Raw genomic sequence first — 23,079 nt, 5'->3', positions numbered from 1 at the left:
GGTGGCCTCTGCCTGGTTCGTGCGTCCCCTCGCGTCCCGCGGACAGCGAACGCAGCGGATTCACGAGGGGTGGACCAATGAGCACCGAAGCCAGCATCACCGTCGTCAAGCGCGATGGGACCAGGGCGCCGTACGACGGCTACGAGATCGCCCGGTCCATCGAGGAGGCCGCAGCCGGTCTCGACCACGAGGTCGCCCGCGCGACCCAGCTCCGCTCGGAGTTGGAGATCACGCTCTTCGACGGGATCACCAGCGAGCAGCTCGACGAGGCTGTCGTGCAGGTGGCGTTGCAGAACGTCAAGGACGACCCGGCGTACGACACCATCGCCTCCCGGTTGCTGGTGAAGAGCTTCTACAAGGCGATCTTCGGTGAGGGTGTCACCCGTGACGAGGTCTACGCCTTCCACGCTGAGGCGTTCGTCGCGTACGTCGTCCGTGGAGTCGAGCTCGGCCTGCTCGACTCCCGGCTCACCGAGCTGTTCGACCTGCAGCGTCTCGGTGCCGCGCTCGACCCCGATCGCGACGACCTGCTGCGCTACATCGGTGTGCAGACGATGCGGGTGCGCTACATGCTGTCGGCTCCCGACGGCCGCCCGATGGAGATGCCGCAGTTCTTCTGGATGCGCGTGGCCATGGGCCTCTCCCTCAACGAGGAGGAACCGACCAGCGCCGCTCTCGGCTTCTACGACCGGATGTCACGGTTGGAGTACCTCGCCGCGGGCTCCACCTTGGTGAACGCCGGCACCTCCTACGCCCAGCTCTCCAACTGCTTCGTCATGCAGATGGAGGACGAGATCGAGCACATCGCCAAGTCGGTGCGCGACGTCATGTGGCTCACCAAGGGCACCGGCGGGATCGGTCTCTCGGTCACCAAGCTCCGCTCCGAGGGCTCCCCGATCAAGTCCAACAACACCACCTCCACGGGCCCGATCCCGTTCATGCACACGATCGACTCCACGCTGCGCGCGGTGAGCCGCGGCGGCAAGAAGTTCGGCGCGCTCTGCTTCTACATGGAGAACTGGCACCTCGACTTCCCGGCCTTCCTCGACCTGCGCCAGAACTCCGGCGACCCCTACCGCCGTACCCGTACCGCGAACACCGCCGTGTGGATCAGCGACGAGTTCATGGTGCGCGTCGACCGCGACGACGCCTGGTACCTCTTCGACCCGGCCGATGTGCCTGACCTCGTCGAGCTCACCGGCAGTGCCTTCTCGAAGCGCTACGCAGAGTACGTCGAGGCTGCTGAGGCCGGGATGCTGCGGCACAAGAAGATCGGCGCCCGCGAGCAGTTCAAGGCCATCCTCACCAGCCTGCAGTCCACCTCGCACCCATGGCTGACGTGGAAGGACACCATCAACACCCGGGCGCTCAACGACAACACGGGCACCATCCACCTCTCCAACCTGTGCACCGAGATCACGCTGCCGCAGGACCGAGACAACGTCGCCGTCTGCAACCTGGCATCGATCAACCTGTCGCGTCACGTGACCGGCCGCCGGCAGCACGCGCGTGTCGACTGGGACCGTCTTGCCGCCTCGACCCGCTCCGCGGTGCGCCAGCTCGACAACCTCATCGACATCACCATCAGCTCGGTGCCGGAGTCGGAGCACTCCAACGAGCAGAACCGGGCGCTGGGGCTGGGGGTCATGGGCTTCACCGACATCGTCGAGCGGTTCGGCTACTCCTATGCCTCGCCGGAGTCCTACGACCTCATCGACCAGCTGGTGGAGTTCGTGTCGTGGCACGCCATCGACGCCTCCGCCGACCTCGCCCGCGAACGCGGCGCCTACCCGAACTTCGAAGGCTCCGGGTGGAGTCGTGGACTCGTGCCGGTCGACACCCTCGACCGACTCGAGCAGGACCGCGGCGAGAAGGTGACCGTGGACCGCCGTACCCGCCTCGACTGGGACGCACTACGCGCCAAGGTCAAGGGCGGTATCCGGAACTCCACCCTGCTCGCCATCGCGCCCACTGCCTCCATCGGCCTCGTCGCCGGTACGACACCCGGCCTCGATCCGCAGTTCAGCCAGATCTTCAGCCGTTCCACCAGCTCCGGCAAGTTCCTCGAGGTGAACCGCAACCTCGTCGAGGACCTGCGGCTCGCCGGCATCTGGGAGGACGTGCGCGAAGACCTGCTCCGTCACCAGGGAGACCTGTCGAAAGTGGCCGCCCAGCGGGACGACATCCCCGCCGAGCTGGTGGAGATCTACCAGACCTCGTTCCAGCTTCCCGGCGTCGCCTACCTCGAAGTCGCTGCGCGGGCGCAGAAGTGGATCGACCAGGCGATCAGCCGCAACATCTATCTGGCCGACCGCTCGGTCAACAACATGGTCGACCTCTACTCCGAGGCCTGGCGGCTGGGTGTGAAGACCACCTACTACCTGCACATGATGCCCCGGCACACCGCCGAGCAGTCCACGGTGAAGGTCAACAAGGCGGAGCAGGTCTCGGCAGGCTCGACCTCCGGCGGCCTGCGCCGCGGCTTCGGCGCCGCCGCTCCAGCCAAGCGTGGCTTCGCCGCGACGGCCTCGGTGGTGGAGACGGCCTCGGGGGTGGAGACGGCTCCGGTGGTCGAGCCTGTCGAGACCCCCGTCGTCCCCGAGAACGTGCAGGAGCTGGAGGTGGTCGAGGACGTGCAGTGCCCGATCGACCCGATGGAGCGGCTCCAGTGCGAGTCCTGCCAGTAAACGAGCCGATTCGCTGGTCGAGCTTGGCGAGACCACGTCCGCAACCGGTCTCGACAGGCTCGACCTGCGGGACTCCGACTCTTCGAAAGGCACAACGATGACTGAAACGCAGATCCGCACCGGCATCCTCGGCACCGGGATCGAGGAGGGGCTGCTCCTCAAGCCTGTCACCTATCCGTGGGCGATGGAGCTCTACGACCAGGCGGTCGCCAACACGTGGTTCCCCAACGAGATCCAGTTGGGGGAGGACCTGGGCGACTTCGAGCGGATGAGCGAGGAGGAGCGCAGCGCCCTCACTTTCCTGATGAGCTACTTCAACCCCAACGAGCTGCTCGTCAACAAGGCGCTGGCGTTCGGCGTCTACCCCTACGTCAACGCGGCCGAGTGCCATCTCTACCTGGCCAAGCAGATGTGGGAGGAGGCCAACCACTGCATGAGCTTCGAGTACGTCCTGGAGACGTTCCCCATCGATCGGGAGGCGGCGTACGCCTCCCACGTGACGGTGCCCTCGATGGTGGCGAAGGAGGAGTTCCAGGTCCGCTTCATCAAGCGGATGACCGAGCAGACTCTCGACATCACCACCACCGAGGGCAAGCAGGACTTCGTGCGCAACCTGATCGCCTACAACGTGATCCTCGAAGGCATCTGGTTCTACTCCGGCTTCATGGTCGCGTTGAGCTTCCGCCAGCGGAACCTGCTGCGCAACTTCGGCTCCCTCATCGAGTGGATCGTGCGCGACGAGTCGCTGCACCTGAAGTTCGGCATCAACCTGGTGCTCACGGTGCTGGAGGAGAACCCCGACATCGCCACGCCGGAGTTCGCCGAGGAGATCCGGCAGATGGTGCTCGACGCCGTCGAGATGGAGGAGGCCTACAACCGTGACCTCTTGCCGAGCGGGATCCTCGGCCTCAACGCGGACTACATCAACCAGTACGTCCGCTACCTCGCCGACCGGCGCTTGGAGGAGCTTGGCTTCGAGGCGCACTACAACGTCGCCAATCCGGCGAAGTGGATGGCCACGGCGAACGACACCTTGCAGCTGGTGAACTTCTTCGAGTCGATCAACACCTCCTACGAGGTCAACGCGAAGCAGGCGTAGCCCCATGTCGTGCATGGGCTTCCTCACGCCGCAGCAACGTGCTTCCCTGGCCGCCTCCACGCCGGACGGACCTCCGTTGTCGGCGTTCGTCTCGCCCCCGGCGAGCGAGGGGAAGGTACGCCGCGTGCGTGCCCTGGCCGCATCGCCCGCACCGGTGATCAGAGAGAGTGCCGCGCTTTCCTACCACGCGCCGGAAGAGGTGCTGGTCGCGCTCGCGGTCGACCCGGAGGCAGGGGTACGACGGTGCGTGGCGCGCAACGGCAGCACGCCTGCGGGAGTCTTGCGGATGCTCGCGGGCGATGCAGATCCCCTGGTGCGGGGCTGGGTGGCGGCCAACCCCTCCGTCCCCGGCGAGCTGCTGGATGCGCTGGGCGATGACGCCGATCCGTTGGTGCGTGCTGTGGTCGCCTGGGCGCGGGGTTGGCGATGATCACGGCGTTCGCCTTCACGGCGCTGGCCGGAGCCGCCACGGCGCTGGGAGGGCTGGCCGCTGTGCACCGTCGCGTGCGCAGTGATGCCGGGCTGGCGGCCGCGCTCGGGTTCGCGGCCGGAGCGATGTTGCTGGTGTCGTTGGTCGAGATCGTTCCCAAAGGCGCCCAGGGCCTGACTGCCGCCTGGGGAGGCCGGGCGGCCTGGGGGGTGACGCTGGGACTGGTGGTCCTCGGATCCGTGCTCACAGCGGTGCTTCAGCGCAGGCATCGCCGGCACGAACCCCACTCCGCGGATGCCGAGCCGGACCGCAGCAGCCTGCTGCGCAGCGGCATCGTGGTGGCGATCGCGGTCAGCGCGCACAACCTTCCCGAGGGCCTGGCCACCTTCGTCGCCACGGTGGAGGATCCGGGTTCCGGAGCGGCGGTGGCGATCGCCATCGCCCTCCACAATGTGCCGGAGGGGGTCGCGGTCGCCGCCCCGTTCTACGGCGCGGGAGTGGGGCGGAGCCGGGCCCTTGCCGCGGCGGCGCTCTCCGGGCTGGCCGAGCCGGTAGGTGCGCTGCTCGGCTACCTGCTCCTGATCGCGCTGCTCCCTCCATCGGCGTACGCCGTCGTCTTCGGTCTGATCGCGGGCGTCATGCTGCACCTCGCCGTCACCGAGCTGTTGCCCACCGCCTATCGGCTGGCGACCGCAGGGGCGGCGCTGGTGTCCTTCCTGGCCGGTGCCGGCACGATGACTCTCAGCCTGGCGCTGCTCCGCCTTGCCTGAGCGGTCCTCGCTGGCGCGACGGTCGACCGGTCGTCACGGCACACCGAGCGCCTGCTCCAGCTCGAGGCAGAGCGACGCAACGCACTCGTCAAGCGACTCACCCGTCGCGCGCGACAGCAGGCCCATCGACAGTTCGGCGACCAGGAGCGCGCCACCGGCGAGCTCCTGGGCATCGTCGAAGGAGAGCATGAGCGTCCGGGTCCCCTCCGCGTCGGCTCGTGCACGGGCGGCCACCAGCCCTGCGACCCGCTGGGCCGCCAGCACGACGGGGCGCAGCTGGGCCGACCGCTGATCGCTGGTCACAGGATCAGGCCTGGGGTCTGGGTGCGTGCCCTCTCGAACCGTGTCTGTACGTCGGCCCAGTTCACCACGTTCCACCACTGCTTGACGAAGGTGGCCTTGTCGTTCTTGTACTGCAGGTAGTAGGCGTGCTCCCACATGTCCAGCATCAGCAGCGGCACCATGCAGATCGGCACGTTTCCCTGGTGGTCGAAGTGCTGGATGATGTAGGGCCGCTGGGCAACCATGTCCCAGGTCAACACCGACCATCCCGAGCCCTGCACGCCGAGCGCGGTGGCTTCGAAGTGGGCACGGAAGCTGTCGAAGCCACCGAAGAACTCCTCGATCACCTGCGCGAGCTCGCCGGTCGGCTTGTCGCCACCGTCCGGGCTCATGTTGGGCCAGAACACCGAGTGGTTGACATGGCCGCCCAGGTGGAACGCGAGGTTCTTCTCCAACGTCGACAGTCCGGCGAACGAGTTGGCCTCGCGGGCTTCGGCGAGCTGCTCGACGGTCGTGTTGATGCCCTTGACGTACGTCGCGTGGTGCTTGTCGTGGTGCAGTTCCATGATCGCGCCGGAGATGTAGGGCTCCAGTGCCGCGTAGTCGTAGGGGAGATCGGGGAGCGCGTAGTCAGCCATGCGACCCACCCTGCCCTTGTTGCAAAGTATTTGCAACAAGGGCAGGGTGGGTCACGTTGAGTGCTACGTGAGTCTTGCCAGCCAGCGCTCGACCTCCGCCTGGCTCCGCAGCCGGACGACGACCAGTGCGGGGTTCGCGGCGGCTGCGGCGGGCACCAGCTCGTCGTACTCGCGGCGAGTCCGGATCGACCAGCGCCATACGTGGTCGCGATCGGTGAAGACGGTCCACAAGGGTGGCTCGACGTTGCCGTTCCACAGCTCCTCGCGGCGCAGGCGGCGGCGCAGCGTACGCCGGGTGATCCGCGCCATGGTCTGGCGGAAGGGCGGGTCGAGCCAGACCATCAGGTCGGCGGCCTCGGCGAGGAGCGGGCGGGCGCTGGCATATTGCCACTCGGTGACCCACGCCGGCGCGGCGACGAGCGCCAGCACGTCGTCGAGGAACGTCGGGCGCGGCGTCCATCCTGGGCCGTGGTAGAGCGCATCGATCTCCGTGTGCGGGAGCTCGAGACGTGTCGCGATCCGCCGGGCCAACGTGGTCTTGCCGGCGCCGCTGACTCCGGCGACGAGGATCCGCCGGGCCCGGTAGGGCTGCGGGTCGTCGGCGTCCAGCACGCTCGACGTCAGCGGTCGGCGTTGCGCCGGATGGCGCGGGTGATCATGGGCCAGAGCTCGACCGGCAGGTCGTGGCCCATGCCCTCGACGAGCAGCAGGTCGGCCTCGGGCACGGCAGCCGCGGTGGCGCGTCCGCCGGAGACGTGCACCATCTTGTCGGCAGTGCCGTGGATGACGAGGGTCGGCACGTCGACGGCGCTCAACGCCGGGGTCCGGTCGGGCTGGGTGAGCACCGCCATCATGTGCCGCAGGACGCCCGCCGGGTTGAGGCCGCGCTGCCACGTCTCGACGGCGCGTGCCCGTGCCTTCTCCTCGGCCTCCGGGTAGGCCGGGGAGCCGATCACGCCACCCCACATCACGGAGCTCTCGACGTAGCCGTCCAGATCGCTGGCGCGCTTGCCGATGAGCTTCGGCAGCAGCGTCGGGTGCTGGTAGCCGACCCGACGCCGTCCGGTGGTCGACATGATCGAGGTGAGCGAGCGCACCCGTTCCGGGCGCGCGAGTGTCATCGTCTGCACGATCATGCCGCCCATCGAGATCCCCGCCAGGTGCGCGGAGTCGATGCCGAGGTGATCGAGCAGGGCGAACCCGTCGGCGGCGAGCTCGCCCAGGCCGTACGGCGCTTCCGCAGGTCGCCCGAGGAACGCCCGGATCAGGTCGGCGCGACCGATCCGGCCGGCGCCGTGCGCGGAACGGCCGGTGTCGCGGTTGTCGTAGCGGATGACATAGAACCCACGCTCGACCAGCTGCTCGCAGAAGCCCGAGTCCCACCAGTTCATCGGTCCGCCCAGACCCATCACCAGCAGGAGCGGCTCAGCACTCGGGTCGCCGAAGGTCTGGTAGGCGAGCTCGATCCCGTCGGCGACAGGCGCCCGCAGTTCGTCGGAGGTGATCGTCATGCCCCCATCAAACCTCGACCCTGTGCACGTGCGCCACGTTGCGGGGCCCACGTGAGCGAGTTCTCGCCCGGGTGCCTATGCCGACCGCGCCACCGGTGCCGCCTGGTGGCGGAGCACGGAGAGCACGGTGTCAGCCACTCGCGGGTCGATCGCCATACCGATGTGGCTGGCTGTCACCTCGACCGGAAGTGCGGTGGGATCGATGCAGGTCCGGGCATGCACCAGCCCGTCGCCGTACGAGTAGAGACAGGCGAAGTCGACGCCCATCGGCACCGGTGAGCGAGACTCCTCCCACGCCTGCACCGCGCAGTCACCGGAGAGGCACGACTCCGACATCAGGCCGGGGATCCCCAACCGGCTGAGCTGCATCAGCAGTTCCGCGGCGCCCAGGAGCAGTGGGTGCGATCGGCCCGGGGCCATCATCGGGCTGCCCATGGTGACGATCCCGGAGACCAGGTCGGGGCGGCGTACGGCGAGGCCTCGCGCCAGCATCCCACCGAGGCTGTGGCCCACGATGCGCACCCTGCTGTCGCGGCTCTCGGCGATCTGCTCGAGCCGTTGCTCCAGCATCGCCGCGGTGGTCAGCAGGCAGCCGGCGTTACTGGTCACGCGAGCCGAGTAGGTCCGGTAGCCATGCCGACGCAGAGTGGCCGACAGCAGCCGCAGACTGTAGTCGCCGGCAAGGAAGCCAGGCACCAGCAGGACCGGCTGGTCCGCTCCCTCCGCGCGGCCCGGTCCGCCGGTCACGGCCCGTGCGACCGCCCGCCCTGCCTCGGGGATCAGCGTCCACTCCTTGGTGAGATCCCACATCCGCGGCTGTACGTAGCCCGCGGGCGAGAGGAAGTCGGCGAGTGCGGACCGGTCGTGTGTGGCCATGGACACACAGTAGGAGGTTCCGCCAGTGGGGCGAAAGGCTCACTTCTGCTGATTCATCGCCCTTGTCCTGTGCGGTGCTGCGGTCGGACTGTCGCGTCACCGCACGTGGGGAGCGACCGCAACCCCGCGTCACAACGGCGCGGGGCCCACCCGCTCAGCCGCTGAAGTCGATCGCCGAGTAGGCGCGCAGCTTGGCGATCTTGTGCTCGCTGATGATGTTGCGGATCGTGCCGCTGCGCGAGCGCATGACCAGGGAGTGGGTGCTCGCGCCCCCGGACCGGTAGCGCACGCCCTTCATGAGCTCACCGTCGGTGATGCCGGTCGCCACGAAGAAGCAGTCGTCGCCGGTGACCAGGTCGTCGGTCTGCAGCACCTTCTCCAGGTCGTGCCCGGCGTCGATGGCCTTCTGGCGCTCATCGTCGTCGGTGGGCCACAGCCGCCCCTGGATCTTGCCGCCGATGCACTTCATCGCACAGGCCGCGATGATGCCCTCGGGGGTGCCACCGACGCCCAGCAGCAGGTCGACGCCGGTGTCAGGGCGGGCCGCCATGATGGCGCCGGCGACGTCACCGTCGGTGATGAACTTGATCCGAGCCCCGGTCTCGCGGATCTCCTGCACGAGTTGCTGGTGCCGCGGGCGGTCGAGGAGCACGACGGTGACGTCCTCCGGGCCGGAACCCTTGGCCTTGGCCACCTTGCGGATGTTCTCGCTGACGGGCAGCCGGATGTCGACCACGTCGGCCGCCTCGGGGCCGGTCACCAGCTTCTCCATGTAGAAGACCGCGGAGGGGTCATACATGGTGCCGCGGGGCGCCACCGCCAGCACCGAGATGGCGTTGGCCATGCCCTTGGCGGTGAGCGTGGTGCCGTCGATCGGGTCCACCGCGACATCGCACTCGGGGCCGGAGCCGTCGCCGACCCGCTCGCCGTTGTAGAGCATCGGGGCGTGGTCCTTCTCACCCTCGCCGATCACGACGGTGCCGTTCATGCCGATGCTGGAGATCATCACGCGCATCGCGTTCACCGCGACGCCGTCGGCCTCGTTCTTCTCTCCGCGACCCACCCAGCGGCCGGCGGCCATGGCGGCCGCCTCGGTGACGCGCACCAGCTCGAGGGCGAGGTTGCGGTCCGGGGACTCGGGGTCGACGCGGAACTCGGCTGGGCGGCGGCTCTGTGGCATGCGACGAATCCTATCGGCATGCGATCGACCCGGCCGTCCCGCCTTCGGGGGTGATCGGGGAGAATCGGGCAGGTGAGTCAGGAACGCGGCGGCAGATACGAGCGCAGCTTCAGCGGCATGATCGGTGCCATGATCGTCACGATCGGGGTGATCGTGGCGTTCGTGCTCTTCCGTGCGCTGGTCCGCGACGACCTCGACGTGAAGCGCGAGACGGTCGAGTACCTGCCGGTCGTCCAAGCTCTCCAGGACGGCGGTGACATCGCCATCGCCTATCCGCCGACGATCCCCGAGGGGTGGCGTTCGGTCGGCGTGGGACGCAGCTCCAACGGCTGGTCGCTCGACCTGCTCACCTCCGACGACGAGTACGCCGTCGGCCTGCGCCAGGAGCCGCGCTCGGTGGCCGAGATGCTCCGGGTCTACGTCAACGACGACCGGCAGGCAGAGAAGGACGGCACCGTCTCGCTCGAGGGGGACCTCGGGCCCGAGTGGGAGGTCTATCGGGACGCTTCCGACGGCGACTACGTGCTGGTCACCAAGCTGGGCGAAGAGAACCTCATGGTCTTCAGCCGGGCGCCGGAGGAGCAGGTGCGGGCCTATGCCCAGAGTCTGACGACCAAGCTGCTTGCCGGAGCCGACTGATCCCACGCGTTGTCGCGGGAGCGTCAGTCGTCTTCGGAGTCGGCGACGGCGGCATCGAGCCGCTCCCGGGCGCCGTCCAGCCAGGTCTGGCAGGTGCGCGCGAGCAGCTCACCCCTCTCCCAGAGGGCCAGTGACTCCTCCAGGGTGGTGCCGCCGGCTTCGAGGCGGGAGACCACGGCAACCAGCTCCTCACGGGCCTCTTCGTAGCTGGGGATCTGATCAGTCATCGTTCACCTCGGAGTCGGGGACGAGCGGGGTCAGGGCGGTGACGTCGTCGACGGTGGCAGCGACGCGGCCGTCGGCTACGCGGACCGACACGGTCGCCCCCGCCGGAACGGCCGCCACGGAGGTCACGACGTGGCCGGCGTCGTCCTGCAGGACCGAGTAGCCGCGCCGCAAGGTGGCCAGCGGGGAGAGGGCGGAGACGCGCGCTGCGGCGTGATGGACGTCGTCGCCGGCTCGGTCGAGACGGTGGCGCAGGCTACGCCGTGCCCGCTCGCGGAGCTGGGCGACCTCCTCGGAGCGGGCGTCGAGCAGGTAGCGAGGGTCTGCCATCGCAGGGCGCGATCGCAGCATCGCCAGCGTCTCCTGTTCCCGCGCCAGCCAGCTACGCATCGCCTGACGCAGCCGGGTGCGGGCCACCTCCAGGCGGTGGGACTCCTCGGCAAGATCGGGCACAACCCGGCGCGCAGCGTCGGTCGGCGTCGACGCCCGCAGGTCGGCCACCAGGTCGAGCAGCGGCTGGTCGGCCTCATGGCCGATCGCCGAGACGACCGGGGTGCGCATGCCGTGGACGGCGCGGATCACCGCCTCGTCGGAGAAGGGGAGCAGATCCTCGACCGAGCCGCCGCCGCGGGCGACCACCACCACGTCGACCTCCGGATCGCGCTCGAGGACGGCCAGCGCCTCGATCACCTCCCGTGCGCTCTGGGTGCCCTGCATCCGTGCCGCGGCGATCCGGAACCGCACGGCCGGCCAGCGGCGCCGGGCGTTCTCGAGTACATCGCGCTCGGCATCCGAGCCGGGGGCGGTGACCAGGCCGATGGTCTGGGGCAGGAACGGCAACGGTCGCTTCAGCTCGGCGGCGAAGAGCCCCTCGGCGGCTAGCAGCTGCCGACGTCGTTCGAGCCGAGCCAGCAGCTCGCCCAGGCCGACCATCCGGATCTCGCGTGCCTGCAGCGACAGCGTGCCGCGCACCGCGTAGAAGCTCGGCTTGGCATGCACCACCACGCTGGCGCCTTCGACCAACGGCGGGTTGAGGCTGTCGAAGACGTGCCGGGGACAGGTGACCGAGAGTGAGAGGTCGGCGATCGTGTCGCGCAGCGTCATGAAGACCGTCTGGAGGCCCGGCCTGCGGCTCACCTGGGCGACCTGGCCCTCGACCCAGACGGTGCCAAGCCGGTCGATGTAGCCCGACAGCGCCTGCGCGACAGCGCGCACCGGGGCAGGTGCCTCGGCGGTGGCGTCGCGCAGAGAAGACATGCCGCAGACCCTACTGCCGGCCCCCGACGCAGAGATTGTCGGCGAGACGCAACCGAAACCCGGCCTCGGGCGTCCATGTCTATGTGATCCGAAGTGCGCCCCTCCGCCGGCTCGTCGTTGCCGGGTTGATCGCGTTGGTCGTTCCCCTGGCCTGGTGGCTGGTCGACCGCGCTCCCGACGACACGTGGCCGGCGGAGGACGACACGACGGTCACGGACGGCGCACTCACGCCGACCAACGGCGCCGGGCGGGCGCCAGGTCCACGAGGGGAGACCTGGACGCCGCGCTCGGCCAGAGTGGTGATGGGCGGCGACCTGCTGTGGCACAACACCGTCTGGCAGGCGGGCCAGGCCGAGCATCGGCGTACGGGCAAGGGCATCGGCGGGATCGACCTCGCCCCGGTCTTCGCTGACGTCGCGGAGACCATCGCCGGTGCCGACCTGGCCATCTGTCAGGAGGAGGTGCCGTTCGCCGGGCCGGGAGAGCCGTGGCAGAACTTCCCGCTGTTCGCGGCGCCGCCGCAGATCGCGCGGTGGATCGCCCAGGTCGGCTTCGACGCCTGTGTCACGGCGTCGAACCACAGCATCGACCAGGGGTACGCCGGCCTGGTCGAGACCGCCGACCTGCTGGAGCGCGCCGGTGTCGCGCACGTCGGCACCTTCCGTACCCGTGCCGAGCGTGATCGACCGGTGCTGCTCACCACGGCGGACGGCGTACGGATCGGCCTGGTCGCGGGCACCTACTCCACCAACGGGATTCCCCTGCCGCAGGGCCGCGAGTGGTCGGTGAACTCATGGGACCCGGCCAACCTGCTTGCCCAGGTGCGGGCCGCGCGGTCCGCGGGCGCCGAGCTGGTGGTCGTGCATCTGCACGGAGGCAACGAGTACGACCCCAGCCCCAACGCCGACCAGATACGGATCGTGGAGGAGCTCACCGCCAGCGGCGAGGTCGACCTGGTGCTCGGCTCGCACGCCCACGTGGTGCAGCCGATCACCAGGGTCAACGGTGTCTGGGTCGTCTACGGGATGGGCAACATGATCGCTCAGCAGGACCCGTCGATGCCGCGCACCTACGAGGGGATCCTCGCTGACTTCACCTTCACCGAGAAGTCGCCCGGCCGGTTCGCCGTCAGCGACGCGAGCTACCACCCGCTGGTGTGGGGGAGCTGGCCGGCAGCGCCGTTGCGGGTGCAGCGCGTGGTGCCGGCCCTCGCCGCCGGACGGGGGGACCGCTACCGGTTGCAGAAGGCGCTGGAACGGACCCGGGCAGCCGTCCACGCAGCCGGTCGTACGGCGTCGCTCCACGAGCGCTGACGACTCGACTGGGTCGGCACCCGGGGCGCCGATAGACTCCGGGGCATGAGTGGCGACCAGGTTGATCTCGCGATGCCGGCCGTGCTGAGTCCGGAGGAGGCCGAGCAGGCGGTGTTGCTTGCCGCGCCCCGTGGCTACTGTGCCGGAGTGGACCGAGCGGTGATCACCGTCGAGAAGGCACTGGACCTCTACGGCGCCCCGGTCTACGTGCGCAAGCAGATCGTGCACAACAAGCACGTCGTCGCCAATCTGGAGTCGCGCGGTGCGATCTTCGTGGAGGAGCTCGACGAGGTGCCGACCGGGCAGACGGTCGTCTTCTCCGCCCACGGTGTCTCGCCGGCGGTGCATGCGGAGGCGGCGGAGCGGGACCTGAAGACGATCGACGCCACCTGCCCGCTGGTGACCAAGGTGCACCACGAGGCGAAGCGGTTCGCCGCCGAGGACTACGACATCCTGCTGATCGGCCACGAGGGCCACGAGGAGGTCGAGGGCACCGCCGGCGAGGCGCCGGAGCACATCCAGCTGGTGCAGGGGCCCGAGGACGTCGCCGGCATCGTCGTACGCGACCCCAACCGCGTCGCCTGGCTCTCCCAGACCACGCTGTCGGTCGACGAAACGATGGCGACCGTCGCCGCGATCCGCGAGCGCTTCCCGGCGCTGCTCGATCCGCCGAGCGACGACATCTGCTACGCCACCCAGAACCGGCAGATGGCGATCAAGGAGATCAGCCCCGAGGCCGACCTCGTCATCGTCGTCGGCTCGGCCAACTCCTCCAACTCCGTGCGGTTGGCGGAGGTCGCGCTCGAGGCCGGCGCCAAGGCGGCCTACCGGGTCGACGACGCCGGGGAGATCGAGGAGGCCTGGCTCGACGGAGTGCAGACGGTCAGCGTCACCTCGGGAGCATCGGTGCCCGAGGACCTGGTGCAGGGCGTGCTGGGCTTCCTCGCCGAGCGCGGGTATCCCGACGCGCGAGCGGTGCACTCGGCCGAGGAGTCGCTGATCTTCGCACTGCCGCCGGAGCTCCGGCGCGACATCCGGGCAGCAGAGAAGGCTGCTGCAGGCTCCTGATCAGAGGTGCGCCTCGGACTCGTAGTCCTCAGTGAGCCCATGGGGCGTCTTCTCCCACCGGTGCGGGTCGCGGATCACCTGGAAGAGCGCCCGCCAGGCAGCGATGCTGTGCAGCACCCAGTAGATGGGTGAGAAGACCGCGAAGATCCCGATCCGCCAGTTGTAGCGCCAGGTGGTGGCGACCATCGCGGAGAGGATCATGAGCAGGTTGCCGAAGACCATGGTGACCACGCTGGTCGCGACCACCCAGCCGGGCAGCTCGAGGCCGATGAACCGCACGCCGACATAGGTGAGCGCGGTGAAGCCGAGGCAGATCGGGTAGACGAGGAACGCCAGCGGCGTGGCCATGATCAGCCCGAGCATGCCGATGACGCCGGGCAGCCGCACGTCGCGGGCGAACTGCAGCGGGTGCCGGGTGTTGACCGCCGCCGTCACCATGTAGCCCTTGATCCAGCGGGTGCGCTGGCGGATCCAGGCCGCGGTCTGCGAGCAGGCCTCCTCCCCGGTGGTGGAGTCGATCACCGTGACCCGGTAGCCGAGCACGGAGGCGCGCAGGCCCAGATCGGCGTCCTCGGTCACGTTGAACGGGTCCCAGGCGCCGAGCTCCCGCAGCCGGTCGGTGTGGAAGTGGTTGGAGGTGCCGCCCAGCGGCAGGGGGATGCCGGAGTCGTCCATTCCCGGCAGCATCGCCTCGAACCAGTGCGCATACTCGACCGCGAACATCCGGGTCAGGACGTTGTAGTCGGCGTTGAAGTAGTGCAGCGACGCCTGCACGCAGGCCAGTGGATGCTGGGTGGCGCCCAGTTGGGTGCGTTCGAACTCGTCGCGCTCGAACGCCTCCACCGACTTGCGCAGTTGCAGACTCTCCGGCCGGTCCTCGGCGTCGTAGATGACGACGTACTCGCCGCGTGCGAAGGCGAGGCCGTAGTTGCAGGCCCGCGGCTTCGTCTGCGGGTGACCCGGTGGTACGACGACCAGACGGATGTATTCCGGCGGGCGCATCGACTTGGCCACCTCGATGGTCTCGTGGTCGTCGGCCTCCATCAGCAGCAGCACGTCGAGCTTGCTCTTCGGGTAGTCGAGGGAGCCGATGTTGGTGATCAGCTTCTCGACGATGTTGGCCTCCCGGTAGACCGGCATCAGGATCGTGTAGATCGGCAGGTCGGACTCCGGACGACCGGAGTCGCGGACCGGCGGCAGGCCGCGCCGTACACGCTCCTGCATCTCGGCCAGGGTCTGACGCAGGATCCGGCGTCGCCGCAGCGGTGCGCGACAGGCGGCGACCGTCTTGAAGAGGATGCTGGTCAGGAAGACGATGTTGGCGACGGTGATCACGATCGCGAACGACAGGATGGTCGAGAGCAGCAGGCCCACCAGGACCACAGCGCCGATCAGCAGCGGGATCCGGAGCTGCCAGCTCGTCAGACCCGACTTCGCCGAGTGCAGGGGGGAGTCCTCGGCGAGCCGGTCCTGCGACTCGAAGAGCAGGTCGTCGCGATGGGCCTTCTCGACGGCCTGCCAGATGTCCCAGTCGGTGGTGGTGCGATAGCGCGGGGACTCGCCGGGGAAATACTCCTCGACCGCGGCAGACAGCGCCTCGCCCGGGGGAGTGGCCGTGGCCACCACCAGCCCGTCGCTGCCCCGGTGGTGTGCGACCCAGCCGTCGCGCAGCGAGACGTGATAGGGCACCGTGCGGAGCAGGAGGCCGTCGGGCGGCTCGGCGATCAGGTCGATCCGTGGCGCCTCCCAGGCCGTGGCCAGCGCGTCGTAGAGCTGCAAGCGGGTCAGGGCGCCGGCCAGCAGCAGCTGATGACCGAGCGGACCGCCTTCGGTGCGCTGCCGGGTCAGGGCCGCGTCGAGCTGTGCCTCGTCGATCAGGCCAGCGCGAAGCAGCGCCTGGCCGATCGGCAGGGGGGACGAGGTCGCGGTCACGTGTCACCTCCGATCCGCCGGTAGATCCCGACGTTACCGGCGGTGTGCACGAGCTCGTAGCGGGCGTGGAACTGTGGATCGTCGGAGAGAGCCTCGGTCACCAGGTCGACCGACGACTTCGTGCTCGAGGAGACCAGCTGGGCGCGGTGCATGACCACCCAGCGCACATGGCCGAACGGATCGGCCAGGGCTTCGTCGAAGTGGTCGCCGCTGGAGCGGTTGTAGTAGTCCGAGAGCGGCACGCCGACCAGGGGCTGGAAGGCGAACTCGTTGCCTGCGCTCTCGTCGAGCAGGATCCGCCCTCCGTCGTAGTGCTCGCCGAGCCAGCGCGCCAGATCGCGGGTCTCGGCGGCGGCGCGGGCCACCTCCCGCCCTTCCTGGATCACCGTCATCCGCTCTTCCGGAGCATCGCCCCACCAGACCACCTGCCACGCCAGCCCGGCACCGATGAGCACGGTGGCGACCGTCCGCGCTGCGGCCGCCGCCCGCCACTGACCGACCAGGTAGGCGGCCAGCACCGCGACCCAAGGCACTGCGGAGAGCACGTAGCGATTGTTGTAGGCACCGGTCGGCAGCGACCGATCGTTGACCATGATGTGCTGACCGGTGGTCAGGCTGAAGAGCAGGAAGGCGGTCGAGGTGCCGAGCAGCCAGACCACCAGCGCCCGGTCGTCGATCCCGCGTTGGATCGTCAGCACCACCAGGCCGGCGCCGGCCAGCAGCAACGGCACCACGCCGGAGGTCTCGAGGATCGCCCAGGAGAGCACCTGGAACGAGAGGCCGAGGTTGCCCTTGGTGGTCAGCTGGCCCTGCTCGATGAAGACCTCGGTGAACGCCGCCGCCGAGTAGTCGCCGGTCAGGAACTCGACCGGGTTGCCGTACCAGGCGGTGTTGTAGGCGAGCCACCAGCCGATCGCGGTGGCCGGCACCGCCAGGAAGCTCGCGCAGTAGGCCGCCGTACGCCGGAGCGTCTCGCCGCGGCGTACGCACACGAAGGCGACGAATATGGTGCCGCTCACCACGAGCGCCCACGCCTCGTAACGGGTCAGCACGCCCATCCCCGCCGGGATGCCGGCGAAGACCGCGAGCTCGCCGCCGCTGAGTCGTCGCTCACTCGTGGCCCAACCGGCCAGCCCCGCGACGCAGGTGGTGAGCGTGGCGATCAGCACCGGCTCGGTGAGTGCCGTGGTGCAGGCGTAGAGCAGGCTCAGGTTGGTGAGCAGGATCGCCAGTCCGACCAGGCGGCCGAGCCCGTCGATGCCGATGCGCGCCATGATGCGGTGCAGGCTGGCGGCCGCCGTGCCGAGGCAGAGCGAGCCGACGATGCAGGCGGCGACCCCGGTCTTGAAGAGCCACAGGTTCATCACGAACGGCAGCAACAGCAGATGGGGCAGGGGCAGCCATACCGTGCCGAGCTGCTGCAGGCCCGGGTTCATGCTGTCGAGGATGCGTCGCGAGATGGTCAGGTGCGCCATCGCGTCGCCGTAGTCCAAGTTGGAGCCGGTGTGCACGGTCCAGACCGAGGCGGCGGCGCCAGCCGCCGCCCCGAGGCCGAAGACCCAGACGGTCCCGGCGACACGACGGCCGCGCGGCGGGGCGCCGAAGCCCTGCCATGCCCGCCGCCAGAGGCTCACGATGGCTCCGTCACTCGTCGGTGGTGCCGGTGCGCTCCTGCGCGTCGACACGTTCCTGTGCATCGACCAGGCGCCGCACCTGCTCCTTGCGCCGGCGGCCGATCACGACGTTCACCCCGACCAGGAGCAGCAGCACGCCGAGACCCCCGAGGAACCACCAGGCCTGACTGCGTCGCTCGTCGACGCGTTCCTGCTGCGGCACCACGGCATTGCTGCTGAGCGTGAAGGGGTCGCTGGTCTCGGTCGCGACGAGGACGTCGTCGCTGAGCGTCCCCCACGATGCGGAGACGAGGGCTGCGGTGGCTCGGCGGAGCAGAGGGCTCGCGTCGGTGCCGTCGGGCTGCCAGGCGCCCAGCATCAGTACGTCGCGCCCGTCGTTGCCGAACGCCTCGAGAGCGGCGAACGGCCGGTCCGTGCCGACCTCGAAGGCTGCGTCGACGTAGTCCATCAGGCGCATGCCGCTGAGCCGGAGCGGTGCTTTGAGGGCGGTCGAGTCCTCATGGGTCGCGCCCACCAGCAACCCGGAGCGGTCGCTGCTCAGGAAGGCGTCGGCATCGACCAGCTCGAGCTCGAGCGGGCGGTCAGCGGCCCGCTGCAGTGCGGAGACGATCCGTGCCGCGTCGGCAGCGAGGCCGGTGCGGGCGCCGTCTGTGCCGCGCAGGGCGACCGGGAGATCGCCGCCGAGAACCTGCGGGAAGCGGGCGAAGCCGGTGACCGAGCCGTTGCCGCGGTGGCCGATGAGGGTGGAGGCGCTGGTGTCGACATGCACCTCGAGCGGGAGGTGCTGACCGAAGGTGACGCACTCGCCTCCGGCCGGGCTCCCACTGAACCGCAGCTCCAAGCCGTTCTCGGCGCGGAGGTGATCGCTCTCGACCGTCGCGTCGAGGGTGAAGTCACTGTCGTCGCCGAGCCGGGTCGAGGCGACCAGGCGACCGTTGAAGAGCAGATCCAGCTGGACCCGCGCGCCGTCGGGCACCGCGGTGTGGGTGCCGGTCAGGTGCAGGTCGAGCTTGTCGATCGGTCCGCCGAACATGTCTTGGCGCACCCCGACGTAGGCGGTCGAGGTGCCGTAGCCGCTGAGCACGATCGTCTCCTGGCGGGCGACCGTGCTCAGCTGCTGGCGCAGGCCGCGGTCGCTCTCCTCAGCTGTGGTGACCGACAGACCTTCGGTCGTGGCGTCGTCGGCGAGGGGGAGCGCGGGAGAGGCGAGCGCCCGTGCGGCCCCGGTCAGGTCGTCACCGGAGCCGGTGATCACGAGGGTGGGGACGCCGGAGCCGCTGTCGATCGTGGTGGTGACCGGGGAGTCGCCGGCGCGGAACTCGATCGCCCGTGCCCCTGGGCCCTCCGCCTGGGGGGTGGTCACCAGCTCGACGGGGGTCTCGGTGCCGTAGCGCGAGGCGACGGCCGCCACCGCGTTGAGGGCCGCCTGCAGGAGGTCGTCGGACGCGTCCGCAGCCACCACGACGTCGACTCCGGCGCTGGCCGCGGGGAGGAACTCGCCTACCGTGCGCGGGGTGGTCTCCTGGCCCGAGGCGACGAGGGTCAGCTCGTCCAGGGTGACGCGGGTCGGCTCCACCGTGATGCAGGCCGTGCGTCCTGGGTTCTCGGTGTGGTGCGTCAGCGTGACGGGGAGGTTGCCGTCGCCGTCGACGTCTCGGGGGCCGACGCGCAGCGCCACCGGCCGGGTGTCGCCCACCGGGCCTCGGAGAAGGGTGCGTCCGCCGACCGAGATGGTCACGTCGCCGCTCTGCGGGCCGCTGACCGTCAGCTGGCCCCGGAGCCGCCGAGGGGTGAGCCCTTCGGGCACCGGGACGAGCAGGGTGCCTGTGCTGTCGGCGTACGAGCTGAGCGTGCCGGTGACGGGCACCGTGCTCGTCGGCCGTGATCCGTCCGGTGCGTCACCGGGAGCGGCATGGCCGGTCGCGGCGCCCGCGGTGGCGAGCAGGAGCAGGCCCGCAAGGAGCATGGCGCTGCGGCGGCGCACACCGCTGCGGTGAGGGTTCGGTTGATGGGCCACTGTCACTCCCCAGGACATCGCCGCCGTCAGGACGCTCTCACCCTAGAGGTAGGTCGCGACTACCCTTGGGCACCATGGCGCGCTTCCTCGACATCCACCCCGACAACCCGCAGCCCCGGTTGGTCGCTCAACTGGTGGAGGCGCTGCGCGACGATCAGCTCATCGCCTATCCGACCGACTCGGGCTATGCGCTGGGCGCGCAGCTCGGCAACCGCGATGGGCGCGACAGGATCCTGCGGATCCGGGACCTGGACGAGAAGCACCACTTCACCCTGATGTGCCGGGACTTCGGCCAGCTCGGCCAGTTCGTGCACGTCGACAACTCCTCGTTCCGGGCGATCAAGGCGTGCACGCCGGGGCCCTACACCTTCATCCTTCCGGCCACGCGCGAGGTGCCCCGCCGGTTGATGCACGCCAAGAAGAAGACCGTCGGCGTGCGCATCCCCGAGCGTCCGCTCGTCCAGGCGATCCTGGCCGAGCTGGGCGAGCCGATGCTGACCAGCACCCTGATCCTTCCCGGCGAGCAGGAGCCGCGCACCCTCGGCTGGGAGATCAAGGAGGAGCTCGACCACCAGGTCGACATCGTGGTGGAGGCCGGCGAGTGCCCGGCCACCCCGACGACGGTCGTCGACCTGTCGGAGAAGGTGCCCGAGGTCCTGCGTCTCGGCGCAGGCGACCCGGAGCGCTTCCTGGAGTGACGCCGTACGCCGTCGCCCGGGGCGTCCGGGACGGCGTCCGTCAGTCGGAGAGCAGGTCGGTCACGTCGAGGCCGTGCACGGTCTGGTCGGTCAGGATCTCCTCTGCCGACTGCGGCGTTCCCAGGCGATGCCCCTGCGCCAAGGGGATGCTCAGCTCCCGCGCGAAGCCGAGCTGCTCGCGGGTCTCGATCCCCTCCAGCACGGCGGTGGTGCCGAGCTCGTGGAGCATCCGCACCACGTGCGGAAGCATGGTGAGCCCACGCTCGCCCATGCTGCTGAGGAACGCTCGGTCGATCTTGACCCAGCCCCAGTCCCACTCGGAGACGACGTTGAACGTCGCGTTGCCGGCCCCGAAGTCGTCCAGGGCGAGCTCGACGCCGCAGTCGCGGAGGTTCCGAGCCACGTGCTCGTGGACCGAGTGCCAGGCACCGATCTTGCGTTCGGAGAGCTCCAGGACGACGGGGAAGCCGTGGCTCTCCTTGCGTTCGCAGACCCAGTCCAGCAGGGGATTGCCGTCGCGCAGCTGCTGGTACTCGATGTTGATCGAGAGGGTGAGCTCCCGGCCGATCCGCTGAGCGACGCGGTCGACGGCGACGAATGCCTGCTCCGCGATGATCTCGGTGACCTCGTCGAGGATGCCCAGGCGGATCGCGGAACCGATCGTCTGGAGGGGAGAGAGCGGCCCGAAGGCGGGGTGGTGGGCGCGCACCAGCGCCTCGTAGCCGTAGAGGCTGTTGGTGCGCAGATCGATCAGCGGCTGGTAGGCCACTCCGATGTCGCCCTCGTCGACGAGGTCGCGCAGCAGCGCTACCTCCGGAGCCCAGCGGGGACGGGGAATAGCGCGTCGAGCCGCCTTGAGACTGCGCATCTCGAGTTCGGCGTCTTGGAGCAGACCCGAGGCGCTGTTGCGACTGGGAGAGGAGAGCGCCGCTCCGATGGTGCAGCTCATCTGGAGCACCTCGCCCTCGACAGTGATGTGCTCGCCGACCAGGGCGGTGACCTGGTGCTTCAAGGACTCGAGGTGGCTGGCGCCGTGGACATGTCGGAAGAGCAGGACGAACTCGTCGCCGCCGAAGCGGCTCGGGAAGGAGTCGACCGGCAGCCCGGAGAGCAGGCGTTCGCCCAGGGTGCGGATCACGTCGTCGGCGACCAGGTGGCCCAGGCTCTCGTTGACGAACTTGAAGTCGTCGAGGTCGATGAAGAGCACAGCGATGTTCTCGGTCGGCGCGCGCTCGGCCAGTGCGGTCGACAGGCAGGTGTTGAAGAACGGGTGGGTCCACAGGCCGCTGAGCGCGTCGGTGTTGGCTGCCTGGATCAGCACCTGCTCGTGGGTGGCCTGAGCCCGAGACCCCTCGGCCATGGCGACCAGGGCACGCGCCAACTTCTCCTCGGAGCGTTGGAAACCGAGGTCGCCCCGGCCGCGGGTGAGCACCAGGAAACGGCCGTCGCGGAGTTCCAGGCTGAGGCTCTGCCTGCCGTCGGGCTCGGCGCGGATCTCGGCCGTGCGCGCCCGGAGGCCGCGGCGGCTCGTCTCCTTCAGGAGCTCGTCGATCTGGTCGCCCGGCCACGGCATCGCGACCGCGGCATCGGAGAGGGTGGCGGTGATCAGCAGTTGCCGTTCGACCTTGGCCAGGAGCACGCAGGCGGCGATCAGGGTGATGCCCAGCACCGGAACGGTGCCCGGGGCCTGTCCCTCCGGGGTGTTGAGGACCCCGAAGCCCTGTCCCTCTGCCTGCATGCGTCGCAGCACGGCCACGCTGGTGGAGGAGAGCAGGAGCGCGATCACCGCGGCCGCCAGGTTGAGGGGCTCCAGCACCCGGAGTCGGGACTGGTTCGTGCGGATCCAGTGGCGCGGGAACTCCAGAGCCGCGAGGACGGCGAGGTACGCCGCGATCCCGGTCAGGACGCGGTCATAGGGGTGGAAGCCGAGGCGCGTGGCGGTGGCGACCTCCATCAGCGCGGCACCGGCCAGGATCTGGATCGCCACGCGCGGATTGCGAACCGACGGCCGGCCGCGCAGCAAGCTGTAGGAGCAGAAGACGATCAGCGCCCAGAGCGGGAAGATGTGGCTGCCTCCGTCGAAGGCGGCGGAGTAGAGCACGGCCGGAGCGAGGGCGACCGTGGCGGAGTAGGTGCCGGTGGAGACCGGGATGGAGTTGCGGATCAGCAGCGGCAGTGCCGCCAGCGCCACGATGGAGACCGGCCGGAAGTCGGGAAGGTTGTCGCGCCATTCCAGTGCCTCGAGAGCCACGATGACGAGCGCGATGACGAAGAGCACCCCGTCGTACGCGAGCACCCAGCGGCGTCGCTCCGGCAGCGTCGGCACCGGGGCGATCGGTGCCAGCCGGGGGGGTGCCGTGCGACGGCGCGAGCCGAGCCGGCCCATCATCGGGCCGCCGGGTGGTGGGGGCCGCGCCGCCGCCGAACGAACTCGTGCCGGAGCAACAGGCAACTGAGGAAGAGGGTGTAGCCGATCACCAGGGCACCGACGTGCTCGCTCAGGGTGCGGACCAGGGCTTGGATCGTGCTCTCCTCGGGGCCGATGACGGCATGGGCCCAGAAGGTACCCACCATCAGGGTCGGCGGCAGCCCCGCGATCGTGAGGAAATCCGGCGGGCGGACGCGCAGCGCCAAGCCGACGCACAGCAGCACGAAACCGCAGTCGAAGAGGAGACCGACCCCTCGCGTCACCAGCAGGTCGAGGAGCAGCAGCGTGACGGTGACGGCGACGCCGAGCAGGGCGACGGACCGAGCGGGTTCGTCGCCTTCCTCCCAGAGCGTGCGTGCACGGGCCACGGGGTCAATCTACGGCGCGGCGGACCG

21 protein-coding genes are annotated in these 23,079 nt (G+C 69.5%); 8 read left to right on the top strand and 13 right to left on the bottom strand.

Annotation, left to right across the window (positions count from 1 at the left end):
* The first annotated feature begins 77 nt into the window (after positions 1-77).
* The 4 genes from DNK54_RS16250 to DNK54_RS16235 all read left to right on the top strand — a co-directional run bounded on the left by DNK54_RS16250 (position 78) and on the right by DNK54_RS16235 (position 4,986).
* On the top strand, positions 78-2,687 hold the full coding sequence (locus DNK54_RS16250; RefSeq protein WP_110208048.1) for a ribonucleoside-diphosphate reductase subunit alpha: 2,610 nt from the start codon (positions 78-80) through the stop codon (positions 2,685-2,687).
* Positions 2,688-2,784: 97 nt separating this feature from the next.
* On the top strand, positions 2,785-3,786 hold the full coding sequence (locus tag DNK54_RS16245) for a ribonucleotide-diphosphate reductase subunit beta (protein ID WP_110208047.1): 1,002 nt from the start codon (positions 2,785-2,787) through the stop codon (positions 3,784-3,786).
* A 4-nt stretch (positions 3,787-3,790) separates the two neighbouring features.
* Entirely contained in the window at positions 3,791-4,216 is a 426-nt protein-coding gene (locus DNK54_RS16240; protein ID WP_110208046.1) for a variant leucine-rich repeat-containing protein, read from the top strand.
* On the top strand, positions 4,213-4,986 hold the full coding sequence (locus DNK54_RS16235) for a ZIP family metal transporter (protein WP_110208045.1): 774 nt from the start codon (positions 4,213-4,215) through the stop codon (positions 4,984-4,986). The genes DNK54_RS16240 and DNK54_RS16235 overlap by 4 nt, the downstream gene beginning before the upstream one ends.
* 33 nt (positions 4,987-5,019) lie before the next feature.
* Here DNK54_RS16235 and DNK54_RS16230 read toward each other — a convergent pair whose 3' ends face one another.
* The 6 genes from DNK54_RS16230 to glpX all read right to left on the bottom strand — a co-directional run bounded on the left by DNK54_RS16230 (position 5,020) and on the right by glpX (position 9,473).
* Complete coding sequence (locus DNK54_RS16230; protein WP_110208044.1) at positions 5,020-5,289, bottom strand: hypothetical protein; 270 nt, start codon at positions 5,287-5,289, stop codon at positions 5,020-5,022.
* A complete protein-coding gene (locus DNK54_RS16225) occupies positions 5,286-5,906 on the bottom strand; it encodes a superoxide dismutase (protein WP_110208043.1) in 621 nt (206 codons plus the stop codon). Before DNK54_RS16225 ends, DNK54_RS16230 begins: the two co-directional genes overlap by 4 nt.
* A gap of 63 nt (positions 5,907-5,969) precedes the next feature.
* Positions 5,970-6,518, bottom strand: coding sequence for a P-loop NTPase family protein (locus DNK54_RS16220; protein WP_110208042.1), 549 nt, complete (start codon positions 6,516-6,518; stop codon positions 5,970-5,972).
* 8 nt (positions 6,519-6,526) lie between these two features.
* Positions 6,527-7,417 (bottom strand): alpha/beta fold hydrolase, encoded by an 891-nt coding sequence (locus tag DNK54_RS16215; RefSeq protein WP_110208041.1) that lies wholly within the window; start codon positions 7,415-7,417, stop codon positions 6,527-6,529.
* Positions 7,418-7,492: 75 nt separating this feature from the next.
* Complete coding sequence (locus DNK54_RS16210; RefSeq protein WP_110208040.1) at positions 7,493-8,293, bottom strand: esterase/lipase family protein; 801 nt, start codon at positions 8,291-8,293, stop codon at positions 7,493-7,495.
* A gap of 154 nt (positions 8,294-8,447) precedes the next feature.
* Positions 8,448-9,473, bottom strand: coding sequence for a class II fructose-bisphosphatase (gene glpX / locus DNK54_RS16205; protein WP_110208039.1), 1,026 nt, complete (start codon positions 9,471-9,473; stop codon positions 8,448-8,450).
* A gap of 72 nt (positions 9,474-9,545) precedes the next feature.
* Between glpX and DNK54_RS16200 the strand changes: the two genes are divergently transcribed.
* A complete protein-coding gene (locus DNK54_RS16200; protein WP_162602505.1) occupies positions 9,546-10,112 on the top strand; it encodes a DUF4245 family protein in 567 nt (188 codons plus the stop codon).
* Positions 10,113-10,135: 23 nt separating this feature from the next.
* Here DNK54_RS16200 and DNK54_RS16195 read toward each other — a convergent pair whose 3' ends face one another.
* On the bottom strand, positions 10,136-10,339 hold the full coding sequence (locus DNK54_RS16195) for an exodeoxyribonuclease VII small subunit (protein WP_110208037.1): 204 nt from the start codon (positions 10,337-10,339) through the stop codon (positions 10,136-10,138).
* Positions 10,332-11,594 (bottom strand): exodeoxyribonuclease VII large subunit, encoded by a 1,263-nt coding sequence (gene xseA / locus DNK54_RS16190; protein ID WP_110208036.1) that lies wholly within the window; start codon positions 11,592-11,594, stop codon positions 10,332-10,334. The genes DNK54_RS16195 and xseA overlap by 8 nt, the downstream gene beginning before the upstream one ends.
* A gap of 83 nt (positions 11,595-11,677) precedes the next feature.
* Here xseA and DNK54_RS16185 point away from each other — a divergent pair, with 83 nt between their 5' ends.
* Together DNK54_RS16185 and DNK54_RS16180 are read left to right on the top strand one after the other, a co-directional pair.
* Entirely contained in the window at positions 11,678-12,907 is a 1,230-nt protein-coding gene (locus DNK54_RS16185) for a CapA family protein (protein WP_110208035.1), read from the top strand.
* A gap of 72 nt (positions 12,908-12,979) precedes the next feature.
* Complete coding sequence (locus DNK54_RS16180; RefSeq protein WP_110208034.1) at positions 12,980-13,975, top strand: 4-hydroxy-3-methylbut-2-enyl diphosphate reductase; 996 nt, start codon at positions 12,980-12,982, stop codon at positions 13,973-13,975.
* Here DNK54_RS16180 and DNK54_RS16175 read toward each other — a convergent pair whose 3' ends face one another.
* Genes DNK54_RS16175 through DNK54_RS16165 form a run of 3 tightly spaced genes read right to left on the bottom strand, consistent with a single transcriptional unit; the run spans position 13,976 to position 19,525 of the window.
* Positions 13,976-15,907 (bottom strand): glycosyltransferase, encoded by a 1,932-nt coding sequence (locus DNK54_RS16175; protein WP_110208033.1) that lies wholly within the window; start codon positions 15,905-15,907, stop codon positions 13,976-13,978. It abuts the gene before it with no gap.
* Entirely contained in the window at positions 15,904-17,541 is a 1,638-nt protein-coding gene (locus DNK54_RS16170; protein ID WP_162602504.1) for a hypothetical protein, read from the bottom strand. The genes DNK54_RS16175 and DNK54_RS16170 overlap by 4 nt, the downstream gene beginning before the upstream one ends.
* Before the next feature lie 10 nt (positions 17,542-17,551).
* The gene (locus DNK54_RS16165; RefSeq protein WP_162602503.1) at positions 17,552-19,525 is read right to left on the bottom strand and encodes a cellulose biosynthesis cyclic di-GMP-binding regulatory protein BcsB; all 1,974 of its coding nucleotides are present in this window, start codon (positions 19,523-19,525) and stop codon (positions 17,552-17,554) included.
* Positions 19,526-19,632: 107 nt separating this feature from the next.
* Between DNK54_RS16165 and DNK54_RS16160 the strand changes: the two genes are divergently transcribed.
* Positions 19,633-20,256 (top strand): L-threonylcarbamoyladenylate synthase, encoded by a 624-nt coding sequence (locus tag DNK54_RS16160; RefSeq protein WP_110208030.1) that lies wholly within the window; start codon positions 19,633-19,635, stop codon positions 20,254-20,256.
* Positions 20,257-20,296: 40 nt separating this feature from the next.
* Here DNK54_RS16160 and DNK54_RS16155 read toward each other — a convergent pair whose 3' ends face one another.
* Together DNK54_RS16155 and DNK54_RS16150 are read right to left on the bottom strand one after the other, a co-directional pair.
* Positions 20,297-22,582, bottom strand: a complete 2,286-nt coding sequence (locus tag DNK54_RS16155; protein ID WP_162602502.1) for a bifunctional diguanylate cyclase/phosphodiesterase — start codon at positions 22,580-22,582, stop codon at positions 20,297-20,299.
* A gap of 59 nt (positions 22,583-22,641) precedes the next feature.
* Entirely contained in the window at positions 22,642-23,052 is a 411-nt protein-coding gene (locus DNK54_RS16150) for a DUF6542 domain-containing protein (protein WP_110208028.1), read from the bottom strand.
* Between the last annotated feature and the right edge of the window lie 27 nt (positions 23,053-23,079).

Origin of the sequence: Nocardioides daejeonensis (assembly GCF_003194585.1) — a bacterium.
GTDB lineage: Bacteria > Actinomycetota > Actinomycetes > Propionibacteriales > Nocardioidaceae > Nocardioides > Nocardioides daejeonensis.
The sequence above is the reverse complement of the archived record's forward strand: the minus strand, read 5'-3'. Positions and strand labels throughout refer to the sequence as shown.

Excerpts from the sequence above, each read along its gene's own strand:
- DNK54_RS16250 (WP_110208048.1), top strand. The coding sequence starts at position 78 with ATGAGCACCGAAGCCAGCATCACCGTCGTCAAGCGCGATGGGACCAGG.
- DNK54_RS16245 (WP_110208047.1), top strand. The coding sequence starts at position 2,785 with ATGACTGAAACGCAGATCCGCACCGGCATCCTCGGCACCGGGATCGAG.
- DNK54_RS16240 (WP_110208046.1), top strand. The coding sequence starts at position 3,791 with ATGTCGTGCATGGGCTTCCTCACGCCGCAGCAACGTGCTTCCCTGGCC.
- DNK54_RS16235 (WP_110208045.1), top strand. The coding sequence starts at position 4,213 with ATGATCACGGCGTTCGCCTTCACGGCGCTGGCCGGAGCCGCCACGGCG.
- DNK54_RS16225 (WP_110208043.1), bottom strand. The coding sequence starts at position 5,906 with ATGGCTGACTACGCGCTCCCCGATCTCCCCTACGACTACGCGGCACTG.
- DNK54_RS16215 (WP_110208041.1), bottom strand. The coding sequence starts at position 7,417 with ATGACGATCACCTCCGACGAACTGCGGGCGCCTGTCGCCGACGGGATC.
- DNK54_RS16210 (WP_110208040.1), bottom strand. The coding sequence starts at position 8,293 with ATGGCCACACACGACCGGTCCGCACTCGCCGACTTCCTCTCGCCCGCG.
- glpX (WP_110208039.1), bottom strand. The coding sequence starts at position 9,473 with ATGCCACAGAGCCGCCGCCCAGCCGAGTTCCGCGTCGACCCCGAGTCC.
- DNK54_RS16195 (WP_110208037.1), bottom strand. The coding sequence starts at position 10,339 with ATGACTGATCAGATCCCCAGCTACGAAGAGGCCCGTGAGGAGCTGGTT.
- xseA (WP_110208036.1), bottom strand. The coding sequence starts at position 11,594 with ATGTCTTCTCTGCGCGACGCCACCGCCGAGGCACCTGCCCCGGTGCGC.
- DNK54_RS16180 (WP_110208034.1), top strand. The coding sequence starts at position 12,980 with ATGCCGGCCGTGCTGAGTCCGGAGGAGGCCGAGCAGGCGGTGTTGCTT.
- DNK54_RS16160 (WP_110208030.1), top strand. The coding sequence starts at position 19,633 with ATGGCGCGCTTCCTCGACATCCACCCCGACAACCCGCAGCCCCGGTTG.